The 20514-nt window shown below is 72.4% G+C and carries 19 protein-coding genes and 1 pseudogene; 10 read left to right on the top strand and 10 right to left on the bottom strand.

The annotated features are described in order from the left end of the window. The first annotated feature begins 79 nt into the window (after nucleotides 1-79). Both ACX27O_RS32500 and ACX27O_RS32495 read left to right on the top strand, forming a co-directional pair. On the top strand, nucleotides 80-931 hold the full coding sequence (locus tag ACX27O_RS32500; protein WP_358134508.1) for a serine hydrolase: 852 nt from the start codon (nucleotides 80-82) through the stop codon (nucleotides 929-931). A gap of 77 nt (nucleotides 932-1008) precedes the next feature. Continuing rightward, nucleotides 1009-1710 carry a lysoplasmalogenase gene (locus tag ACX27O_RS32495; protein ID WP_358134505.1) on the top strand — a complete coding sequence of 234 codons (702 nt, stop codon included), beginning with the start codon at nucleotides 1009-1011 and terminating at the stop codon, nucleotides 1708-1710. On the opposite strand, the gene ACX27O_RS32490 is transcribed toward ACX27O_RS32495, so the two are convergent. After that, the gene (locus ACX27O_RS32490) at nucleotides 1679-2476 is read right to left on the bottom strand and encodes a tyrosine-protein phosphatase (RefSeq protein ID WP_030338012.1); all 798 of its coding nucleotides are present in this window, start codon (nucleotides 2474-2476) and stop codon (nucleotides 1679-1681) included. The two genes, ACX27O_RS32495 and ACX27O_RS32490, sit on opposite strands and share 32 nt — an antisense overlap. 44 nt (nucleotides 2477-2520) lie before the next feature. Here ACX27O_RS32490 and ACX27O_RS32485 point away from each other — a divergent pair, with 44 nt between their 5' ends. Together ACX27O_RS32485 and ACX27O_RS32480 are read left to right on the top strand one after the other, a co-directional pair. Continuing rightward, nucleotides 2521-3618, top strand: coding sequence for a mandelate racemase/muconate lactonizing enzyme family protein (locus tag ACX27O_RS32485; RefSeq protein ID WP_030338011.1), 1098 nt, complete (start codon nucleotides 2521-2523; stop codon nucleotides 3616-3618). A gap of 60 nt (nucleotides 3619-3678) precedes the next feature. Beyond that, nucleotides 3679-4602 (top strand): C40 family peptidase, encoded by a 924-nt coding sequence (locus tag ACX27O_RS32480; protein ID WP_458940584.1) that lies wholly within the window; start codon nucleotides 3679-3681, stop codon nucleotides 4600-4602. 49 nt (nucleotides 4603-4651) lie between these two features. On the opposite strand, the gene ACX27O_RS32475 is transcribed toward ACX27O_RS32480, so the two are convergent. The 3 genes from ACX27O_RS32475 to pnuC all read right to left on the bottom strand — a co-directional run bounded on the left by ACX27O_RS32475 (nucleotide 4652) and on the right by pnuC (nucleotide 7739). Beyond that, nucleotides 4652-5650: a TerC family protein gene (locus tag ACX27O_RS32475; RefSeq protein ID WP_210859117.1), complete on the bottom strand. Its 999-nt coding sequence runs from the start codon at nucleotides 5648-5650 to the stop codon at nucleotides 4652-4654. Nucleotides 5651-5961: 311 nt separating this feature from the next. Beyond that, nucleotides 5962-7086, bottom strand: a complete 1125-nt coding sequence (locus ACX27O_RS32470) for an AAA family ATPase (RefSeq protein ID WP_458940583.1) — start codon at nucleotides 7084-7086, stop codon at nucleotides 5962-5964. After that, entirely contained in the window at nucleotides 7083-7739 is a 657-nt protein-coding gene (gene pnuC / locus ACX27O_RS32465) for a nicotinamide riboside transporter PnuC (protein WP_210866947.1), read from the bottom strand. The genes ACX27O_RS32470 and pnuC overlap by 4 nt, the downstream gene beginning before the upstream one ends. 82 nt (nucleotides 7740-7821) lie before the next feature. Here pnuC and ACX27O_RS32460 point away from each other — a divergent pair, with 82 nt between their 5' ends. After that, the gene (locus ACX27O_RS32460; RefSeq protein ID WP_030338006.1) at nucleotides 7822-8115 is read left to right on the top strand and encodes an antibiotic biosynthesis monooxygenase family protein; all 294 of its coding nucleotides are present in this window, start codon (nucleotides 7822-7824) and stop codon (nucleotides 8113-8115) included. A 112-nt stretch (nucleotides 8116-8227) separates the two neighbouring features. Here the strand turns inward: ACX27O_RS32460 and ACX27O_RS32455 are convergent, their stop codons facing one another. From ACX27O_RS32455 to uvrB, 4 genes are all read right to left on the bottom strand, one after another. Beyond that, nucleotides 8228-9085: a helix-turn-helix domain-containing protein gene (locus ACX27O_RS32455; RefSeq protein WP_030338005.1), complete on the bottom strand. Its 858-nt coding sequence runs from the start codon at nucleotides 9083-9085 to the stop codon at nucleotides 8228-8230. A gap of 192 nt (nucleotides 9086-9277) precedes the next feature. Further along, nucleotides 9278-9646 carry a VOC family protein gene (locus tag ACX27O_RS32450; protein WP_458940582.1) on the bottom strand — a complete coding sequence of 123 codons (369 nt, stop codon included), beginning with the start codon at nucleotides 9644-9646 and terminating at the stop codon, nucleotides 9278-9280. A gap of 92 nt (nucleotides 9647-9738) precedes the next feature. Then, complete coding sequence (locus tag ACX27O_RS32445) at nucleotides 9739-10548, bottom strand: helix-turn-helix domain-containing protein (protein WP_458940581.1); 810 nt, start codon at nucleotides 10546-10548, stop codon at nucleotides 9739-9741. An 84-nt stretch (nucleotides 10549-10632) separates the two neighbouring features. Then, nucleotides 10633-12741, bottom strand: coding sequence for an excinuclease ABC subunit UvrB (gene uvrB, locus ACX27O_RS32440; RefSeq protein ID WP_030338002.1), 2109 nt, complete (start codon nucleotides 12739-12741; stop codon nucleotides 10633-10635). Between the two features lie 299 nt (nucleotides 12742-13040). Between uvrB and ACX27O_RS32435 the strand changes: the two genes are divergently transcribed. Further along, the gene (locus tag ACX27O_RS32435; RefSeq protein WP_458940580.1) at nucleotides 13041-14768 is read left to right on the top strand and encodes a hypothetical protein; all 1728 of its coding nucleotides are present in this window, start codon (nucleotides 13041-13043) and stop codon (nucleotides 14766-14768) included. Between the two features lie 9 nt (nucleotides 14769-14777). On the opposite strand, the gene coaE is transcribed toward ACX27O_RS32435, so the two are convergent. Next, nucleotides 14778-15959 carry a dephospho-CoA kinase gene (coaE, locus tag ACX27O_RS32430; RefSeq protein WP_358128167.1) on the bottom strand — a complete coding sequence of 394 codons (1182 nt, stop codon included), beginning with the start codon at nucleotides 15957-15959 and terminating at the stop codon, nucleotides 14778-14780. A 155-nt stretch (nucleotides 15960-16114) separates the two neighbouring features. Next, on the bottom strand, nucleotides 16115-17623 hold the full coding sequence (gene rpsA, locus ACX27O_RS32425; RefSeq protein WP_030337999.1) for a 30S ribosomal protein S1: 1509 nt from the start codon (nucleotides 17621-17623) through the stop codon (nucleotides 16115-16117). Between the two features lie 440 nt (nucleotides 17624-18063). On the opposite strand from rpsA, the gene ACX27O_RS32420 reads away from it, so the two are divergent. The 4 genes and pseudogenes from ACX27O_RS32420 to ACX27O_RS32405 all read left to right on the top strand — a co-directional run. Next, a complete protein-coding gene (locus ACX27O_RS32420; RefSeq protein WP_030337998.1) occupies nucleotides 18064-18870 on the top strand; it encodes a class I SAM-dependent methyltransferase in 807 nt (268 codons plus the stop codon). A gap of 57 nt (nucleotides 18871-18927) precedes the next feature. Beyond that, nucleotides 18928-19530 (top strand): Uma2 family endonuclease, encoded by a 603-nt coding sequence (locus tag ACX27O_RS32415; RefSeq protein WP_458940579.1) that lies wholly within the window; start codon nucleotides 18928-18930, stop codon nucleotides 19528-19530. Nucleotides 19531-19566: 36 nt separating this feature from the next. Beyond that, nucleotides 19567-19785, top strand: a complete 219-nt coding sequence (locus tag ACX27O_RS32410) for a hypervirulence associated TUDOR domain-containing protein (protein ID WP_210857899.1) — start codon at nucleotides 19567-19569, stop codon at nucleotides 19783-19785. Continuing rightward, nucleotides 19772-20116 (top strand): annotated as a pseudogene (locus tag ACX27O_RS32405) (DUF3140 domain-containing protein); the annotation flags it as partial. The gene ACX27O_RS32410 and the pseudogene ACX27O_RS32405, both read left to right, overlap by 14 nt. Between the last annotated feature and the right edge of the window lie 398 nt (nucleotides 20117-20514).

Genomic DNA, 20514 nt, shown 5'->3' with positions numbered 1-20514 from the left:
TTGCGGCCGGCGCGCCCGGTGCTTTTTCCCCCGACGGGTACGCGAGTCCGCCCACCCGTGATCCGCTACGGTCACCGGCATGACCTGGGATGATCTCGACGCCCACCTGGACCGGGTGCCCGGCACCGTCTCCGCGTACGTGGGGCGCCTCGACGCCCCGCCGACCTGGACCCGCCACGCGAACGCCGCCCACTACGCCGCGAGCACCATGAAGGTGGCGGTGCTCGCCGCACTGCACCGGGCCGCCGAAGCCGGCACCCTGGACCTGGACGCCCCGGTCCCGGTCGTCAACGACTTCGACTCCGCCCAGCCCGGCGCACCCCGGTTCGCCTGCGCCCAGCCCTACGACAATGACGACGCGGTCTGGGACCGCATCGGCGCCACCGCGTCGCTACGCTGGCTGGCCGACCGGATGATCGTGCGCTCCAGCAACCTCGCCACCAACCTCGTGCTCGGGCACGTCGGGCTGCCTGCGGTCGCCGAGGTCTGGGCGCTCGCCGGCGCCCGCACCAGCGTCACCGGACGGGGCATCGAGGACTTCGCCGCCCGCGACGCCGGCATCACCAACACGGTCACCGCCGCCGACCTGGCCGCCCTGCTCGGCGCGCTGGCCACCGGCGCCACCACCCCCGGCCCACTCGCCTCCCCGGCCGCGTGCGCCACCATGCTGGACGTCCTGCTCGCCCAGGAACACCGCGAGGACCTCGCCGCCGGCCTGCCCGAGGGCACCCGCATCGCGCACAAGAACGGTTGGGTACGCGGCGTCCGCCACGGCGCCGGCGTGGTCCTGCCCGACGACGCACCGCCGTACGTGATCACCGTCTGCACCACCACGGACCTGGCCGACGGCGACGACCAGGTGGAGGATGACGCCTGCCTGCTGCTCGCCCACATCTCGGCGCAGGTCTGGGCCGCCCGCCACCACCTCTGACCCGGCACCCACCGCGCCGGCACCGACACCCGCCGACTGCGGCTAGGCTGCTCGCACCCCCCACCCCGGAGCCGCCGATGCCCCGCAGTCGCACCGTGCTGATCGCCTTCCTCGTCGTGACGGCAGCGAACCTGCTCGCCAACGCCACCGGCGGCGGCACGGCCCTCCTGCTCACCAAGCCGCTGCTGATGCCATTGCTGGCCGCGTACCTGTGGCGGGCCAGCGCCGAACGCGGAGCCCGACCGGACCGGCTGCTGCTCGCCGCGTTGGCCTTCGCCACCGGCGGCGACATCGCCCTCATGATCGACGGCACCGGCTGGTTCGTCGCCGGCATGGCCTGCTTCCTCGGCACGCACCTCTGCTACCTCGCGGCCTTCACCAGCCACGGCGCCGCGACCGCGCTGCGCCGGCCGCCGCTGGTCGCCGTCCCCCTGGTGTACGCGCTGCTGACCGTCATCGCCCTGGCCTGGATGTGGACCGGGCTCACCGACGTCGGGCTGGCCGTACCGGTGGCCGGGTACGCGATCGCGCTGGCCGCCATGGCCACCACCGCCACCACCCAGGGTTGGCGGGTCGGTCTCGGCGCCGCGCTCTTCCTCGGCTCCGACCTGCTGATCGCCGCCGGGGTGGCCGAGGTGGCCCAGCCACCCGGCGCGCCGGTGCTGATCATGGCGAGCTACGCCGCCGGCCAGGCACTGATCGTCACCGGTTGGGTCGCCCGCGCCAGCACACCGCCCGGCTCAGCTGTCACTCCAGCAGCTGCGCCCGCAGCGCGGTGAGGTCGGAGTCGGTGAGCCCCAGCCCGTCACGCAGGTACGCGTCGAACGAGCCGTGCACCCGACGCACCTCGGCGTAACCGGCGTCGAGGTACTCGGCGCGGACCTCCAGCACGGGCAGCACCGCGTCCACGTCCAGCTCGGGGTTCCGCCGCCGCATCGCCTCGACGATCACCGCCCGCAGGCTGTCGGTCAGCTCGTTGTTGCGCAGGTAGTCGGCACGGATCGCCGCCTCGTCCACCCCGAGCGCCGTCAACAGGACGACGGTGAGCCAACCGGTGCGGTCCTTGCCGGCCGAGCAGTGGTAGACCAGCGGCAGGTTCTCCGGTCGCGCCGCCAGGCGTACCGCCTCGGCGAAACCGACCCGCGCCGACTCACCCGTGACGAACCAGCGGTAGATCGCCGCCATCGCCCCGGCCGTGCCCTGCCGGGCCAGCTCCGCGTACGCGTTCAGGTCGTGGCCGAGCAGCACCGCCGAGACGTACGTGAAGACCGGGTGCTCCGCATCGTGCACCGGCAGCCGCACCACCCGTGGCTCACCGGCGAGCCGGTCCGCCGGGGCGACCGAGATCTCCGTGGTGTCGCGCAGATCCAGCACGCACGCCGGCCCCAGCTTCGCCAGCACCGGCAGGTCCTCGTCGGTGAGCCGACCCAGCGCCGGAGTGCGGATCAACTGGCCGACCCGAACCCGCCGCCCGTCCGCGCCGACGAGGCCGCCCAGGTCACGCGCGTTCGGCGCACCCACCAACTCCCAGCCCTGCCCGGTCATCCGGTCTCCCCTCCCGCCGTGAACCTGCATATAGAGTGCCCCACATGACGATCTCGGCGGTACGCACCCACCGGGTTTCCGCCCCCTTACACACCCCGTTCGTCACCGCCCTGCGCCGTACCACCACAGTGGACACGCTGGTCGTCGAACTCGTCGACAGCGACGGCCGGTCCGGCTTCGGCGAGGCTCCCCAGGTCTGGCAGGTCACCGGCGCGTCGGTTGCCGGCGCACAGGCGTGCGTCCGCGAGTTGCTCGGCCCACAGCTGATCGGCAGTGACCCGGACGACCTGGTGACCCGGTGCGCCGAGGTGCAGCGCGCGGTGGTCGGCAACGAGGCGGCGAAGGCCGCTGTCGACGTCGCCCTGCACGACCTCGCCGCGCGGCGGCTGGGCGTACCCCTGGTGCGGTTGCTCGGGGGCACCTCGCTGCGGGTCCCGACGGACGTGACGCTGGCGGCGGGCGACGCGGTGGACCTGGCGGCCGCGGCGCGGCAGCGGCAGGGTGACGGCTTCGGTGTGCTCAAGCTGAAGGTCGGCACCGACGCGGCCGGTGACCTGGACCGGGTGCGGGCGGTACGGGCGGCCGTCGGCCCCAGCATCCGGATCCGGTTGGACGCCAACCAGGGCTGGACGCCCCGGGAGGCGGTCCGGGTGATCCGCGGCATCGAGGACGCGGGGCTCGACGTGGAGCTGGTCGAGCAGCCGGTGGTCCGCTGGGACCTGGATGGGCTGGCCTGGGTCAGTGACCGGGTGTCCGTGCCGATCCTGGCCGACGAGGCGGTGTTCGGGGTCCGTGACCTGGTGGAGGTGATCCGCCGCCGCGCCGCCGACCTGGTCAACGTCAAGCTGGCCAAGTGCGGTGGGTTGCACCCGGCGCGCACCCTGCTCGAGCTGGCCACCGCGCACGGTCTCGGCACGGTGGTGGGCTCGATGATGGAGAGCCAGGTCGGCATCGGGGCGGCGGCGAGCCTGGTGGCCGCGTACGGCACCACAGCGGTCGCCGATCTGGACGCCGCCTGGTGGCTGGCCTGGTCACCGGTGCAGGGTGGCATTCGCTACGACGGCGCGAGCGTGGTGCTGCCGGACGCCCCTGGCCTGGGCATCTCCGGCCTGACTGAAGCAAAAGTGCAGCATCGCGGTTGATGGTGGTCGGTTTCTTTCATAGGGTTTCCCCGGGACAGCCGACGCGATCTGGGAGTTGACGTGCAGCTGCAACCGGGCCGCGAGGCCCTCGTCCGGGTCGCCGTGGCGACGCTGTGGACCTCCCCCGAGGCGGTCCGCCCGGTCGACCGCCCCGCGCTGACCGCTGGCGCCGACATCCTGACCTGGGTCTCCGGACTCGACACCGACCAGCAGGTGGGCGACTGCGTGCTGAGCCAACTCCTGCTCGGCGAGCGGGTCCTCGTCAGCGAGCTGCGCCCGGACGGCTGGGCGCGGGTCGTCGCCGTCGAACAACCAGCGGCCAAGCTGGACCCCCGCGGCTACCCGGGCTGGCTCCCCACCGACCAACTGACCACAGTCGACCCGGCCCACACCGGCACCGGTGACCCACTGGTGGTGGACGCCACCGTCACCGGGCTGCACACCGCCCCGAACGGGCCGGTGGCGCTGCCCGGCGTCGTCGTCGGCACCCGCCTCGTCCCGGCCGGCCCCGTGCGCGACGACTGGCGGCCGGTGCACGTCCCCGGCCGGTCCACGCCGTTCTGGCTGCCCGACGAGCACCTGGTCGCGGCGTCGGCCGCGGCGCCGAACTCCGAGCAGGCGCTCGCGGTGGCACAGCGACTGCTGGACGTGGTCTACATCTGGGGCGGCCTGTCCGCGCACGGCATCGACTGCTCAGGGCTGGTGCATCTGGCCTGGCGGCGGTTCGGGGTGCTGCTGCCCCGCGACGCCGACGACCAGGCCGCCGCCACCACCCCGGTGCCGTTGGGCGCGGAACGCCCCGGCGACCTCTACTTCTTCGCCCGACCCGGCCGCAAGATCCACCACATCGGCATCGTCACCGCGACGCCCGGCGACGGCGGCCAACGCCGGATGCTGCACGCCTGCTACCGGCGGCGGCGGGTCATCGAGGAACCCCTACCGGAAGACCGGACCGCGACGCTGGTGGGCGCGCACCGGGTCTAGAGCGTCTTTCGACCGGCCGGGCGCGGACCCGCGCCCGGCCGGTGACCGGTCAGCGTCGGGCGTCGGCCAACTCGCGACGCCGGTCCCGCGAGGACTTGATCAGGCTGGCGGCGGTGGCGACACCCAGGGTGCCGATGATGACCAGCAGTGACAACCAGATCGGGATGTGCGGCGCCCAGCCGACGTGCTCACCACCGTTGATGAACGGCAGGTTGTTGTCGGCCAACGCCTCCAGCACCAGCTTGACCCCGATGAAGCCGAGCACGACGGCCAGGCCGTAGCTCAGGTAGATCAGCCGGTCGAGCAGGCCACCGAGCAGGAAGTAGAGCTGACGAAGGCCCATCAGCGCGAAGACGTTGGCGGTGAAGACCAGGTACGGCTCCTGGGTGATGCCGAAGATCGCCGGGATCGAATCCAGTGCGAAGATCAGGTCGGTGGTGCCGATCGCGATCATCACGATCAGCATCGGGGTGAACAGCCGCCGGCCGTCCACGCGGGTGGTGAGCTTCGCGCTGTCGTAGTCCTTCGAGATCGGCAGCGCCTTACGGCTCCACCGGATCAGCACGTTCTCGGAGAACTCGTCCTCGTCCGGCTCACCCTGCCGGGCCAGGTTCACCGCCGTGTAGATCAGGAACGCGCCGAAGATGTAGAAGACCCAGGAGAACTGCGAGATCAGCGCGGCACCCGCGGCGATGAACCCGCCCCGCATCACCAGCGCCAGCACGATGCCGACGAGCAGCACCTTCTGCTGGTACTGCCGGGGCACCCCGAAGCGGGCCATGATGATCACGAAGACGAAGAGGTTGTCCACCGAGAGGCTGTACTCGGTGAGCCAACCGGTGTAGAACTGGCCGGCCGCGCTGGCACCGGAGGTCAGCCAGAGACCCACTCCGAAGATCAGGGCGAGCCCCACATAGAAGGCGACCCAGAGGCTCGACTCCCGCACACTCGGCTCGTGCGGGCGCCGACCGATGATCAACAGGTCGACGAGCAGGACCGCAGTCAGTGCGACAAGCGTCCCCGCCCACACCAATCCGGACACGTCCAACGTTCATTCCTCCGGCAGACACGCGGCGTCGGGCACACCGTACGCCCCCACGGGGGCCGGTGTGCCGCTGTCGCTCACTCTGGTGACTGTCGGAGGTCTCTTCCGCCGCCGCCCGGGAAGGGCGGCGACCTACGGGGCCGGGTCGGTCGCCGTGGAACCCGGCGATCGACCGTGCTGACGACTCCGTTGCGGGGGAATACTCCCCTCCTCGGTGACCATTGTTGCCCACCACTGCCCGTGATCACACCCCGGGCAGCCGGTGGCTCCGAACACCCTGTTCGACGCCACACCGTCTATGGCTTCCTAGGAGGCTAGTGCAGGTCGGGTGCGGCGATCGGGTCGGCGAGGGACCAGCCCGCGGCGAGCAGGTCGTCGCAGGCCCGCACCGCCCGGGCCAACCGCTCGGCGGGCGACCCGTTCAGCTCCACCACCGGCACCCCGCACCCCGCCAGCTCGGCCCGGAACCGCTCGGTCATCCACTCCCGCAGGTGCTCGCCGTCGCGCAGCCCGTCATCGGTGAACGGCACCCCCCGGTGATCAGTCAGCAGATACAGCGCCGGCCGACGGGCCGCCGCCCGCACCTGCTCCGACGCGCTGCCCAGGTAACGCTCCTCCCACACCGCCGTCGCCCGCGCGTCGGTGTCGCAGACCAGCAGCGGCCCGCTCGTCCGGGCCGCCGCGTCCTCGGCCGCCTGCTGCGCGCGGACCACGGCGCGGAAGTCGTCCCGGTCCCACGTGACGTCGAAGACCGTCGCCGTCGGCGTCCGCTCCCGCAACCGGGCCAGCTTGTGGGCGGTCAACTCCCTGCCGTACTCCGGCACCCAGGACGTGCCGTAGTGCCCCGCCAGCGCCGCCGCCATCGTCGTGGTGCCGGTCGACTCGGCCCCGACCACCACCACCCGCCGGACGAACCACGCCCGCACCGGCGCGCTCAACCACCGCCAGTGACGCGCCGGATCCGCGCGCACGACCGTCCCGGACACCGGCACGGTCCGCCGGTCCGGATCCACCGACACGGGTACGGCGTCGAACCGGCGCGCCAACTCGGCGCCGTACGCCTCGGAGGAGAAGACCGCGTCCACCGGCCCCGGCCCGACGGCCTCGCGGAACACCGCGCAGTGCGCGTCCCAGACGGCCGGATCGGCGTAGTCCACCGGGTGGTCGTCATACCGGCCGACGAACCGGACCCACGGCGTGTCGGCATGCGCCTCCCGCAGCCAGTCCAGGCGCAGCGGCAACGGGATGGACTCCCGACGCGAGGGTGCCACCACGACGGTGACCTCGGCGCAACGGGCGGCGGCCGCGGCGATCAGCGCGTGGTGCCCGGCGTGCGGTGGATAGAACTTGCCCACCACCATCCCGTGCCCGAACTCCGGGGCGGCCGGGTGCCCCGGCGAGCGTGGCGCTGGTGCCCGGCCGGACGTCTCGGCGCTCACGCGGCGACGGGGGCCGGACCGGGCGGGACCGCGCTCGGCCGGTCGACCCGACGCAGGTCGGCGCGCCAGGCCCGCAACCCGAGCACGCACAGGGCGAGGAAGACCAGGTAGAGGACGGCGGTCAGGTGCAGCCCCTTGTACGCGTACAACGGGATGTAGATCAGGTCGGCGGCGATCCAGAGCCACCAGCTCTCCACCCGCTTGCGGGTCTGCCCGTACGTGGCCAGCAGGGACAGCGCCGTGGTCAACGCGTCCGGCAGCGGCACCGTCGAGTCGGTGGCCCGGTCCACCAGCACCCAGAGCACGCCGGTGAGCAGCACCCCGGCGGCGGCCAGCGCCAACCACTCCCGTCGTCCCGTCCGGCTCACCGTGAGCCGGGTGCGCCGCTCGCCACCGACCAGCCAGTGCCACCAGCCGTAACAGCCGAGCGCGACGTAGACGACCTGGAGCCCCGCGTCGGCGTACAGGCCTGCGGTCCAGAACAACAGCATGAGCAGGAGCACGTTGGCGATGCCGATCGGCCAGTTGGCGATCTTCTGCCGGGCCACCAGCCACACGTTGAGCACACCGGTCGCGAACCCCAGCAGCTCCGCCCAGGTGGTGCCCGTACCGGCCACCCGAAAGGCGGTGCCGGTGAGCCAGTCAATGATCACCAGGCCACCCTAGGGGCGTCGCCGACGCCGGAACAGACCCCGCGACAGCACCGGCAACGACCATCGTGGGAGGCTGTCCGACATGGTGCTTGAGGTCGCGTTGATCGACGTACTGCCCGGACACGAGGACGCGTTCGCCGCCGCGTACGCCGAGGGGCACCCGGTGCTCGCCGGGGCGCCCGGCTGCCGGTCCGTGCGGATGACCCGGGGAATCGAGTCGCCGACCCGCTTCGTGCTGCTCGTCGAATGGGACTCGGTCGAGGCGCACGAGGAGAACTTCCGGGCCACCGAACGGTTCGAGCGGTGGCGGGCGCTGATCGGCCCCCACTTCGCGGGACCGCCGGTGGTCGAGCACTTCCTCGACGTGCCGGCCTGAGCCTGCCTGTCGTACCCCGTGGTTATCGTGCCGGACGCACGCGCCGGCCGCCGGTCCCGACGGGCTCGGGGGCGCCGGGCCCGGTGGCCGCGCGGCGCCGCGCCGTCGGCGGTTACTCGCCGACGCGGCGGGCCAGCACAGTGACGGTCTCCTCCGGCGACAGCGCCGCGGCCAGCAACGCCTCGGTCATCCGCTGGTAGCGGTCGACGTCGAGCGCGGTGGCCAACCGGACGTCGGTGGTCAGCGCCTCGAGCATCACCGTCCGCGGGTCCGCCGGGTCGGGAAAGGCGTAGCAGGAATACGGTGTCAGCGGATGCAGGCCGCCACCGGCGACCCCGCGCGGCAGCAGTCGCACCGTGACGTGGGACAGCCCGGTCACCGCGACCAGATGCCGCAGCTGCTCCCGCCAGACCGCCACCGGCAGGTCACCCTGGTCGCAGACGGCCTCGGCGAGCACCGCCGTGTAGCGCGGCGGATAGGCCCGCCGCAGCACCTCCTGCCGTAGCGCCCGAGCCCGCACCTCGGCGTCCACATCGACCTCCGGCGTGAGCTGGGCGCTGGCCGTGACCAGCACCCGGGCGTACGCGGGCGTCTGCAGCAGCCCCGGCACCACCGACGGCTGGTACTCGACGATGTCGGCGGCACCCGCCTCCAACTCGGCGTAGGTGCGCTGCCGTTCGCTCATCTCGCCCAGCGTCTTCCACCAGCCCCGACTGGTCGCCGCGTCCCGGGCGATGACGATCAGCGCCTCCCGGGCGGGCGTCGGCACCTTGTAGACGTCCAGCAGATCGAGCACGTCGGCAAGGTCCGGGCGACTCTGGCCCAGCTCGATGCGGGACAGCTTTGACGTCGAGGCCCAACCCAACCGGTCGCAGACCTGCTCCAGGGTCAGCGACTCGCGCCGACGAAGCTGGCGCAGTTCTGCGCCGAGACGTGCACGTCGAATAACAGGACTTGTTGGCAGCGGCATCCCGGCCTCCCCACCGAGGGAGACTACGCAGGACGATCACCCAGTGCAATAGTTCGCTCGCACACCGCAATCGGCGCATTCGGTGCCGCCCCCGGCCGGGCCCGCTCACCCGCATCGTTTCCACAGGTCAGCGGCGGTTCACGGTCGAGGGGGGTGGGTGCCCTGCGGGCTGCGGGCCGGCTCGGCGGGGGTTCAGGGCCGGTACGTGCCAAACGACCAGACGGTGCCGGCCAGGTCGCGCGCCGCGTAGTCACGGGAGCCGTAGTCGGTGTCGAACGGCTCACGGATGATCTCGGCGCCGGCCGCCCGGGCCCGCGCGCAGTGCGCGTCGACGTCCGGCACCGCCACGTAGACCGACCAGTCGTCGTCCGCCGGGCGGGGCGCGGCGTCGGTCCGCCCACCCAGCATGATCATGCCGGTGTCGAGGATCAGCTCGGCGTGCGCGACGGTGCCATCGGGTGCCTCGTGCACGGCGTGCACCTGGAAACCGAAGGCGGCGCTGAGCCAGTCGATCGCGGCGCGGGGATCGGGGTAACGGAGGATCGGATAGATGGTTCGCATGACCCGATTCTGCGTCCGGCGGCGCGAATCCGGATTGGACGAATGCGACCTCGGCGGGTCGCCGCCGCGAGCAGGGGGTCAGTCGAGCGTCGTCACCGGGCGGCGAGCAGCGCGGCCGGCGTCGCCCCCGCGAACTGGTGGAAGTCCCGGATCAGGTGGGACTGGTCGTAGTAACCGCAGGCCGCCGCCACCGCGGCCCAGTCGACGGCCCGACCGCTCGACGCGATCTCGGTCGACACGGTGTGCGCCTGTTGGAAACGCAGCAGCCGGGCGGCCATCTTGGGTGGCAGCCCGACGTCCTGCCGGAACCGGAACGCGAGGTGCCGCCGACTCCAGCCCAGCTCGTCGGCGAGCTCACCGACGCTCCCCCGCCCACCGCTGGCGACGAGCCACCGCCACGCCCAGGCGAGCCGCGGGTCCACCGGCGGGGACGCCACCAGCCGGGCGGTGAGCACCCGGTCGAGCAGGGCGAACCGCTCCGGCCAGCCCGGGGCCTCGGCGAGCCGGTCGCGCAGCCGATCCAGCCAGTGGCCCGGGAGCTGCTCCACGCCGACGGCCCGGTTGGTCAGCTCGCCCAGCGGCAGGCCGAGGAGCCGCCGGGCGGTCAACGGGGCGAGCAGCAACTCGACACCCTCCCCCACGCCCACCGTGCGCGTGGTGCACCAACCGTCGAAGGTGCCGGCCACGAACGAGTCGACGGTGGTGACGCCGCGGTCGGCGCTGCGCGGGTCGGTCACGTCCAGCGGAGCACCCCAACCCAGGATCAGCACCACGAAGACGCCCGCCGACTCCCGGCGGACCAGTGGCACGTCAGCGCGTTCCCGGTAGCCCACGTACCGGTCGACGAACGGACGCAGCCTCGCCTCGGGCAGCCCGAGGACCATCTCGCCAACCGGCGTCACCGCCGTCAACAGAGCCCGCCCTTCGCGTTGCCCCGGTCGGCCGGGCCCGGGCGTAACGCTGGGCGTGGCCGACCGGGGAGACCGTCACCTCACGCCGGCGGCGTCCATGCCGCGCAGCTCCTTCTTCAGGTCGGAGACCTCGTCGCGGATCCGGGCCGCCAACTCGAACTGCAGCTCGCGGGCGGCGGCCAACATCTGGTCGTTGAGCTCCTGGATGAGCTGGGCGAGGTCGGCGCGGGCCATCCCCTCCCGGGAGGTGGTGGCGGCAGCGGAGCGGCTCCGGCTGCGGGTCTCCTTGACCGGCGCCTTGCCTCGGGAGAGCTGCCGCACCGCACCCCCGACCCGGGAGTTCTCGGTGTCCTCCGCCTCGCGGTAGATGTCGTCCAGGATGTCGTGGATCTTCTTGCGCAGCGGCTCCGGGCTGATGCCGTGCGCCTCGTTGTGCGCGATCTGCTTGGCCCGCCGCCGATCGGTCTCGTCGATCGCCGCCGCCATCGACGGGGTGATCTTGTCGGCGTACATGTGCACCTGACCGGAGACGTTACGGGCGGCTCGACCGATGGTCTGGATCAGCGAGCGGCCGCTGCGCAGGAAGCCCTCCTTGTCAGCGTCGAGAATCGCCACCAGCGACACCTCGGGCAGGTCCAGACCCTCGCGGAGCAGGTTGATGCCGACCAGCACGTCGTAGTCGCCCTTGCGCAGCTCACGCAGCAGCTCCACCCGGCGCAGCGTGTCCACCTCCGAGTGCAGGTAGCGCACCCGGATGCCGTTCTCCAGCAGGTAGTCGGACAGGTCCTCGGCCATCTTCTTGGTCAGCGTGGTGACAAGCACCCGCTCGTCCCGGTCGGTCCGCAGCTTGATCTCGTGCATCAGGTCGTCGATCTGGCCCTTGGTCGGCTTGATCACGACCTCCGGGTCGACCAGGCCGGTCGGTCGGATCACCTGCTCGACGAACTCGCCCTGGGCCTGCTCCATCTCCCAGGTGCCGGGGGTCGCGGAGAGGAAGACCATCTGCCCGACCCGCTCCAGGAACTCGTCGAAGCGCAACGGCCGGTTGTCGGCCGCGCTGGGCAGCCGGAAGCCGTGGTCGATGAGCATCCGCTTGCGCGAGGCGTCGCCCTCGTACATGCCGCCGATCTGCGGGATGGTCACGTGCGACTCGTCGACCACGGTGAGGAAGTCGTCGGGGAAGTAGTCGAGCAGGCAGTGCGGCGGGCTGCCGGGCAGCCGCCCGTCCATGTGCATCGAGTAGTTCTCGATGCCGGAGCAGAAACCCACCTGCCGCATCATCTCGATGTCGTAGGTGGTGCGCATCCGCAGCCGCTGCGCCTCCAGCAGCTTGCCCTGCCGCTCCAGCTCGGCCAGCCGCTCGGCCAGCTCGACCTCGATGTCGCGGATCGCCCGCTCCATCCGTTCCGGGCCCGCCGCGTAGTGCGTGGCCGGGAAGATCACCAACTGGTCGACCTCGCGGACCACGTCACCGGTCAACGGGTTGAGGTAGTAGAGCTTCTCCACCTCGTCACCGAAGAGCTCGATGCGCACGGCCAGCTCCTCGTACGCCGGGATGATCTCCAGGGTGTCACCGCGGACCCGGAAGGTGCCGCGCTGGAAGGCCATGTCGTTGCGGGTGTACTGGATGTCGACCAGCCGGCGCAGCAACTGGTCGCGGTCGAGATCCTGGCCGACCTGCACCTTCACCGCCCGGTCGAGGTATTCCTCCGGGGTGCCCAGCCCGTAGATCGCCGAGACGGTCGCCACCACGATCACGTCGCGGCGGGTGAGCAGCGACATCGTCGCCGAGTGCCGCAGCCGCTCCACCTCCTCGTTGATCGAGGAGTCCTTCTCGATGTAGGTGTCGGTCTGCGGGATGTAGGCCTCGGGCTGGTAGTAGTCGTAGTACGACACGAAGTATTCGACGGCGTTGTGCGGCAGCAGCTCGCTGAACTCCTTGGCCAACTGCGCACAGAGCGTCTTGTTCGGGGCGAGCACCAGGGTGGGGCGTTGCAGCCGTTCGATCAGCCACGCCGTGGTGGCACTCTTGCCGGTGCCCGTCGCGCCGAGCAGCACGGTGTTGCGGTCGCCGCGCCGAACCCGACGCTCAAGATCGTCGATCGCGGTCGGTTGGTCGCCGGCCGGCTGGAACTCACTGACGACCTGGAAGCGGCTGTCGAGCCGGGGAATGTCGAGCGCCATGCCGTCAACGGTACGCCGCAGGTCCGACATGTTCGGCCGTCACGCCAGGTACGTGATCGGCTTCAATATTCCCATTGTGTGGCCCATGTCACCGGGACTACCCTCTTCCTGTAGGCCGCTCGCGGCGGCCGACCGGGCCGGTGGCCAGGCCAACATCACGGCCGGTCGCCCCCGGCACTGCGGTCGCAGCACCCGGCTCGTCCGGCGTGCGCACCCGTGTGGTCGCGCTCGAGGCGCAGACCGGCCGCCGCGAGCGCCCCTGCTCGTCACCTCGGTGCCACCCCGGCCGTTTCATCTCCGTGGACACCTCCCCGACCCCGGCGCCCGACACCGCCCACGCGACCCCGTCGCGGCCGGGCGACCCGAGCACCGGCAACGCCCCGGGCAGCGGCGACGGCGGCTCAGCCAGCGGCGCGTCCACGACAGCCCGCACCACCGGCGGCGCCCGCCGGGCCACCGCCCGCCGCCCGAGCGCCAGCGGCCGGGCCGCCGCCGCACGGACCCGCGCGGAGGACCACGAGACCACCGGCCCCGACGACCTCACGGACACCACCGACACCACCGGCCCGGCCACGGCCGGACGTCGTCGGCGTACCGTGCTGCTGTTGCTCGGCCTGACGGCGGTGACGTCTGCGACCGCCCTGGTGCTCGGGTTGTTGAGCTGGGCACCCGACCCGCCCGAGCCAGCCCGGCCGCTGACCGTGTCGGAGAGCGATCGACTGGCCGCCGTACGGGTCACCAACCTGCGGGACCTGCGCGCCGGCGTACGCGTGACGGCCGGCACCGACGCCGCCCGCGTCGAACTGGTGGGCTGGGTGGACTGGTCCCGGTCGCTGCTCTACCTCGACGTGGGCGGCCCGGGTGCCGGCGCCGAACGCGGGCTGCTGCAGAAGAGCGGGCCGGTGCTGGTGATCAGGCCCGACCCGGCGGCGGTGCCCACTCCCGCCGCACCACCACTGATGCCACCGGCGGATCGGTGGCGGCTGCACCGACTGACCCCCGGGGCGCACCTGGCACCGGTGCTCGACCTGCTCCTCGATCTCGCCGCCGATCGCCCCGACCCGACCCGGACGGCACCGTCCAGCGAGGCGCGCTGGATCGCCCGGGACACCGCGCCGGCCGGCCCCCTGGACGTCATACAGGCGCCACTGGCCACCGGCGCGCCGGCCGCCAGCACGGCGCCCGGCACCCCCCGCGCCGCGACACCGACCCCGGACGGACAGACCCGGTACTGGCTCGACCAGGACGCCCGGCTGCACAAGCTGGTGACCCGCCTGCCCGGCACCGGCCCGGTCACTGTGGTGTTCAACCGGGAGGACCGGCCGACACTACGACCGGCGGACGCCCTCGGCGGCCGACCCGGTCTGCCCCGCGTGCTGACCGACGCCGAACAGCGTCGGCTCGACCGGCTGCCCGCCCGGCTCCGCGCCCAGGGCGGTGCCACGCTCACGCTGACCGCGCCGGTCGGCACTGACACGAACCTGCGGGGCGCCGGTTGGGTGAGCTGGACCGCGCGGACCGCGTACCTCGCCGTCGCCGACCTTGGCGTACCGGATCGCCGGACCCTGCTGCGACGCGACGCCGCCGGTCTGGCCCGGGCCGACCTGCCGGCGGTCGCCGCCGGCGGCGGCACCGCGGAGGCGCCGGCCCGGCCGCCGCTGCCGCCCCCGGCCGGGGCCTGGCGGGTCACCCGACCCGGCGGGGACGACCTGAGCGTGCTTGTCGACGCCGCGGTGACCGCCGGGTCGGTCGGGCACCGGGGCGCGGCCGTACGCATACGCGACGATGTCACCGCCGGACGGACCGTGGACGTCATCGAGGCGGGCCCGGCCGGCGCACGGCTGCGCTACTGGATCGACCGCGGGGACGGGTCGCTGCGCCGACTCGAGTTGCGGACCGACGTCGGCGCGTGGGCACACCTCGACCTCCAACCCGCCGTCGTGCCCCGGCTGGCCGCCAACCCCCGGCCCGCCAACCCCCGACCGGCAGCTCCCCGGCCCTCGGCCCCTCGGCCCGGCACCCGCTGACCGGCGCCCTCAGGCCCGCCAGCCGGTTTGCGTGGCCCACTGCTCGGCCCGCAGGTACTCCTCGTCGAACCACGGGTTCCGGGCCGTGCCGGAATCGCCGGCCTCCGGCGCCGACGCGACCAGGTCCCGCTTGAGCAGCAGGTACGCGGCCCGCTGATCCGGGTCGGCACGCAGGTGGTCGCGCATCAGCAACGCGTACCGCCAGCCCGGTGAATCCGCCACCCGCACGTGCAGACGAACAGGGCGGGCCGGGTCCGCACTGCCGTGCAGCCGCTTCTCCCAACGCCCCCTGCCGGCCGGGCGCGGGTCGTCCCACCACTGCCCCGGCACCCGCGGGAACCCGGCGCTCGCCAGCCGGTCGGCCAACGGCCCGTCGGCGTCGGCGAGACTCCCGACCGCCACCTGCACGTCGATGACGTTCTGCGCGGCGAGGCCGGGCACCGCCGTCGCGCCGATGTGGTCGATGCGCAGGGCGGCCGAGCCGAGCGCGTGCTGGATCCGGGCGGCCAGCCGCTCGTACTGCTCCGACCAGCTCGCGTCGGCTCCGACCGACGCCGCCGGGTCCGGCGGGACCACCCGCCGCTGGCGCAGGTTGTCCTCGTAGGGCACCAGCCGTTGCCGCCAGAGCACGTCGACGGCGTCGTGCAGCGCCGCCAGACTGCCGTCATTGGTCAGCACCACGTCGGCCACCGCCCGGCGGCGGGCGTCGTCGGCCTGGGCGGCGATCCGCCGCTCGGCCTCCGCACGACTCATCCCCCGGTCGCGCGCCAGCCGCTCCAGTCGGGTCGGCACGGCCGTCTGCACCACGACCACCAGGTGGTACGTCGGCGCGAGACCCACCTCGACCAGCAGCGGCACGTCGTTGACGACGATCGCGTCGGGTGCCGCCGCGGCGGTCAGCTCCGCGGTGCGGGCCCGGACCCGGGGGTGGGTGATCGCCTCCAGCCGGCGCCGGGCGGCCTCGTCGGCGAACACCACCGCTCCCAGGGCGGCCCGGTCCAGCGCGCCGTCGGTGTCCAGCACCGCGTCGGAGAAGGCGGCGACGATCTCGGCCAGCCCGTCCGTACCCGGCGCCACCACCTCCCGGGCCACCCGGTCGGCGTCAATGAGCACCGCGCCCCGCTCGACGAGCCGCGCGGCCACCGCGCTCTTGCCGGACCCGATCCCGCCGGTCAACCCCACCCTCAGCACCCGAACAGTCAACCGGATCCACAAGCCCGCCGCCAAACCCGCCCGTCACCCGGCGACCCGCCGACCGGCGCGGCTCGTGTGCGGCAGGTACGGCGAGGGCCCCGCCCCCAGCGATCCGGAGATCGCGGGGACGGGGCCCGTCGTCGTTCAGCGGGTCACTTACCGCCGGCGAGCTTCTCCCGCAGTGCGGCGAGCGCCTCGTCGGTGGCCAGCGTGCCGGCCGGCTCCTCGGCCTGCCGGCTCGGGGCCGGGCTGGACGAGGAGGTGGTGCCACCGCCGCCACCGGCAGCGGCCGGGACGACCGGAGTCGGGTTGGCAGCGGCCTCGGCGTCGGCGGCCCGAGAGGTCTGCACCTGCTTGGTGTGGGCCTCCCAGCGCAGACGAGCCTCGGCGTACTGGTTCTCCCAGGTCTCGCGCTGCTTGTCGTACCCCTCGAGCCACTCGCCCGTCTCCGGGTCGAAGCCCTCCGGGTAGATGTAGTTGCCCTCGGTGTCGTACGTCGCGGCCATGCCGTAGAGGGTCGGGTCGAAGTGCTCCTCGCCCTCGACGAAGCCCTCGTTGGCCTGCTTGAGCGACAGCGAGATCCGGCGACGCTCCAGGTCGATGTCGATGACCTTGACCATGACCTCGGAGCCGACCTGGACGACCTGCTCCGGGATCTCCACGTGACGCTCGGCCAGCTCGGAGATGTGGACCAGGCCCTCGATGCCGTCATCCACGCGGACGAACGCACCGAACGGAACCAGCTTGGTGACCTTACCCGGCACGATCTGCTGGATCGCGTGGGTGCGGGCGAACTGCCGCCACGGGTCCTCCTGGGTCGCCTTCAGCGACAGCGAGACCCGCTCGCGGTCCAGGTCGACGTCCAGGACCTCGACCTCGACCTCCTGGCCCACCTCGACGACCTCGGACGGGTGGTCGATGTGCTTCCAGGACAGCTCGGAGACGTGCACCAGACCGTCGACGCCGCCCAGGTCCACGAAGGCGCCGAAGTTGACGATCGAGGACACGACGCCCTTGCGGACCTGGCCCTTCTGCAGCTTGTTGAGGAACTCGGTGCGCACCTCGGACTGCGTCTGCTCCAGCCAGGCCCGGCGGGACAGGACCACGTTGTTGCGGTTCTTGTCCAGCTCGATGATCTTGGCCTCGAGCTCCCGCCCGACGTACGGCTGCAGGTCGCGCACGCGACGCATCTCGACCAGGGACGCGGGCAGGAAGCCGCGCAGCCCGATGTCGAGGATGAGGCCGCCCTTGACCACCTCGATGACCGAACCGCGGACGACGCCGTCCTCGTCCTTGATCTTCTCGATCGTGCCCCAGGCCCGCTCGTACTGCGCCCGCTTCTTGGAGAGGATCAGACGACCCTCCTTGTCCTCCTTCTGGAGGACCAGGGCCTCGATGTGGTCGCCAACCGTCACAACCTCGGCCGGGTCCACGTCGTGCTTGATCGACAACTCCCGAGAGGGGATGACACCCTCGGTCTTGTAGCCGATGTCGAGCAGGACCTCGTCCCGATCGACCTTGACGACGGTGCCTTCGACAATGTCGCCGTCGTTGAAGTACTTGATGGTCTCGTCGATCGCGGCGAGGAAAGCCTCCTCGGAACCGAGATCGTCGTGGGTGACCCGGGTGGCGCTCGAGGGGGCCTCGATGCTGCTCGTCATGTGGGCGGTTGCTCCGGTCGGTGGGTTGTCACAGCAGGCTGGTGTGTCGCAGTGACCTGTTCGCGCCAGCGGATCCGTCGCCGGGCACACCGAACGATCGCCTAGTGAGATCATGATGTGGCTCCGTCGACCGCGCACCTGCTCCCTGCCGAGGCAACGCGATCCGCGAGCGCATCGTCTAGCCTACCGTGCGCATTACCACAGCGTGCAAGCCCTCCCGGGTTCTCTCCACACGATGACCTGCGAAAGCCGAACAATCGCCCGGAAAACACCCCTGCTGTCTCCTGCGTCACAGCAGCCCCGTACGCCTCGTCGCCGCCCGCCTGATCGACTCGGGTCGCCGGGTCGGCGCGCCCCACCGCCGCCGACGACGAGCCGGTCACCGAGATCTCCGACGCGCCGTCGTACCCAATACGAGCGGGTGGGCCTAGCGTGGGCGCGTGGATGACGACAGCCGGGTTACCCGGCGCCGGGTGGGTGACGCCGAGGCGCGGCGCGCCAACCGCGGCTGGTGGGACACCGACGCCGACGACTACCAGGCCGAACACGGCGCGTTCCTCGGCGACGTGGACTTCGTCTGGTGTCCCGAGGGCCTGCGCGAGGCCGACGCGCGGCTGCTCGGCGACGTGTCGGGGCGACGGGTGCTGGAGGTGGGCGCCGGCGCCGCGGCCGCCGCCCGCTGGCTCGCCACCCAGGGCGCCCGGCCGGTCGCCTTCGACCTGTCCGCCGGCATGTTGCGGCACGCCGCCACGGCCGCCGACCGCACCGGGGTACGCGTACCGCTGGTGCAGGCCGACGCGCTCGCCCTGCCGTTCGCCGACCAGTCGTTCGACGTCGCCTGCACCGCGTTCGGCGCGATCCCGTTCGTGGACGACTCGGCGGCACTGCTCGCCGAGGTGCACCGGGTGCTGCGCCCGGGCGGCCGGTGGGTGTTCTCGGTGACCCACCCGATGCGGTGGATCTTCCTCGACGACCCCGGCGAGGGCGGGCTGACGGCGGTGCACTCGTACTTCGACCGCTCCCCCTACGTGGAGCAGGACGAGAACGGGGTGGCCACCTACGTCGAGCAGCACCGCACCCTCGGCGACCGGATCCGGGAACTGGTGGGCGCCGGGTTCCGGCTGCTCGACCTGGTGGAGCCGGAGTGGCCCGAGGGACACGAGGAGATCTGGGGGCAGTGGAGCCCGCTGCGCGGACGGCTCTTCCCCGGCACCGCCATCTTCGTCACCGAGAAGCCGGCCGGGTGAGCGGGTCGCACCCGCGGTCCGACCTGCGATCCATCGATCGCCGGTAGGCTCGACTCCATGAGCGCCGAGCCCATCCCGACACCACCTGGCCCCTGGTGTCCGGATCCGATGCGGCAGCAGCGTGCCGACTACACGCTGGAGGACCTGCTCGCCCTGCCGGACGACGCCCCCCGCGTCGAACTCGTCGACGGAGTTATCCAGGTGACACCCTCCCCCACCCTGGGCCATCAGGACATCTGCAGCCTGCTGTGGCTGTGGCTACGCTCGCACGCCCCGGCGAACCTTCGTGCTGCCCAAGCAGTCGGTGTCGCGCTCAGCCGCAACACGAGCCGGCAGCCGGACGTGCTGCTCTGCCGTGCCGAGATCCCGTCCAACCGGTCCACACTGCGGCCGGCGGACGTCGTGCTCGCCGTGGAGATCGTGTCGCCCGGCACGCGACGGATCGACAGGTTCGCGAAGCCCGGGGAGTATGCCGCCGCCGGCATCCCGTTCTACTGGCGGATCGAGCAGGACCCGGTGCACGTCTACGCGTACCGGATCGGCGACCGGGTGGGGCCGGGCGGTGAGCGGCAGTACGAACTGGTCGCCGACGGCGCCGATGTGATCGAGCTGGCCGAGCCGTTCGACATCAAACTGCCGGTCGCCGAGATCGCCCCGTAGTCGTTTCGCCCCGGCCGGGTCGGGTAGCCGAGGGCCATGGCCGAACAGAGATTCCACCAGGGCGACCGTGTCTCCTGGTCGGCCCATGGCAGCCGCGCGTACGGCGTGGTGCAGGGCACGATCACCGAGCGGACGCGGATTCGCGGGCGGGCGGTGAACGCGGCCCCCGACGACCCGCAGTACCGGGTCCGCAGTGACGGCACGGGCCGCGACGTGGCCCACCGACCGGAGGCGCTGCGCCATGAGCAGAAGTGACGACGGCCGGGACACCTACCGGGAGTTCACCGAGGCGGTGAACATGAAGCCCGGCGAGCTGTCCACGTGGCTGGAGACGGACGAGTCGAAGCAGGTTGGCTGGCACAAGGGCGGTCACGCCGGTGGAGGCGAGTCCGTCGGGCACGAGTCCGGCCGAAAGATCATCAACCTGCTCCGTCGCAAACGTGGCGACCTGTCCGACGGCGACTACAAGCACATGCGCAAGGTGGTCGGTTACGTACGCCGACACATGGCGCAGCGCCCCTCCGGCGACGTCCGCGACACCAGGTGGCGCTGGTCTCTCATGAACTGGGGCCACGACCCGCTGAAGTAGACGGACCGCTCCCGCGGGCCAACCACAAGGTCCGCACACGACATTGCCGCAAGTGCGGTGTCCGCCGTACGGGCACCAGGGTCCCGCCGACCGCCCCGTCGACTGCCAAGATCGCGCTCGATCCATGATGTAGGGGCCTCCCCGCCACCGCACACCACTACATCCTGGTTCGAGCACGATCTTGGCTGTCGTGGGCGTCCCGAACCCCGGCTCCCGGTCTCCCGCGGCCGCATTCGTCGTCGGAATCCGAGATGCGGGCGCGGGGCGCGGGCGCGGGGCGCGGGCGCGGGGCGCGGGCGCGGGGCGCGGGCGCGGGGCGCGGGCGCGGGGCGCGGGCGCGGGGCGCGGGCGCGGGGCGCGGGCGCGGGGCGCGGGCGCGGGGCGCGGGCGCGGGG

This window comes from Micromonospora sp. SD19 (assembly GCF_054462275.1).
Note: the sequence above shows the minus strand (reverse complement) of the source record. Positions and strands in the feature narration are given on the sequence as shown.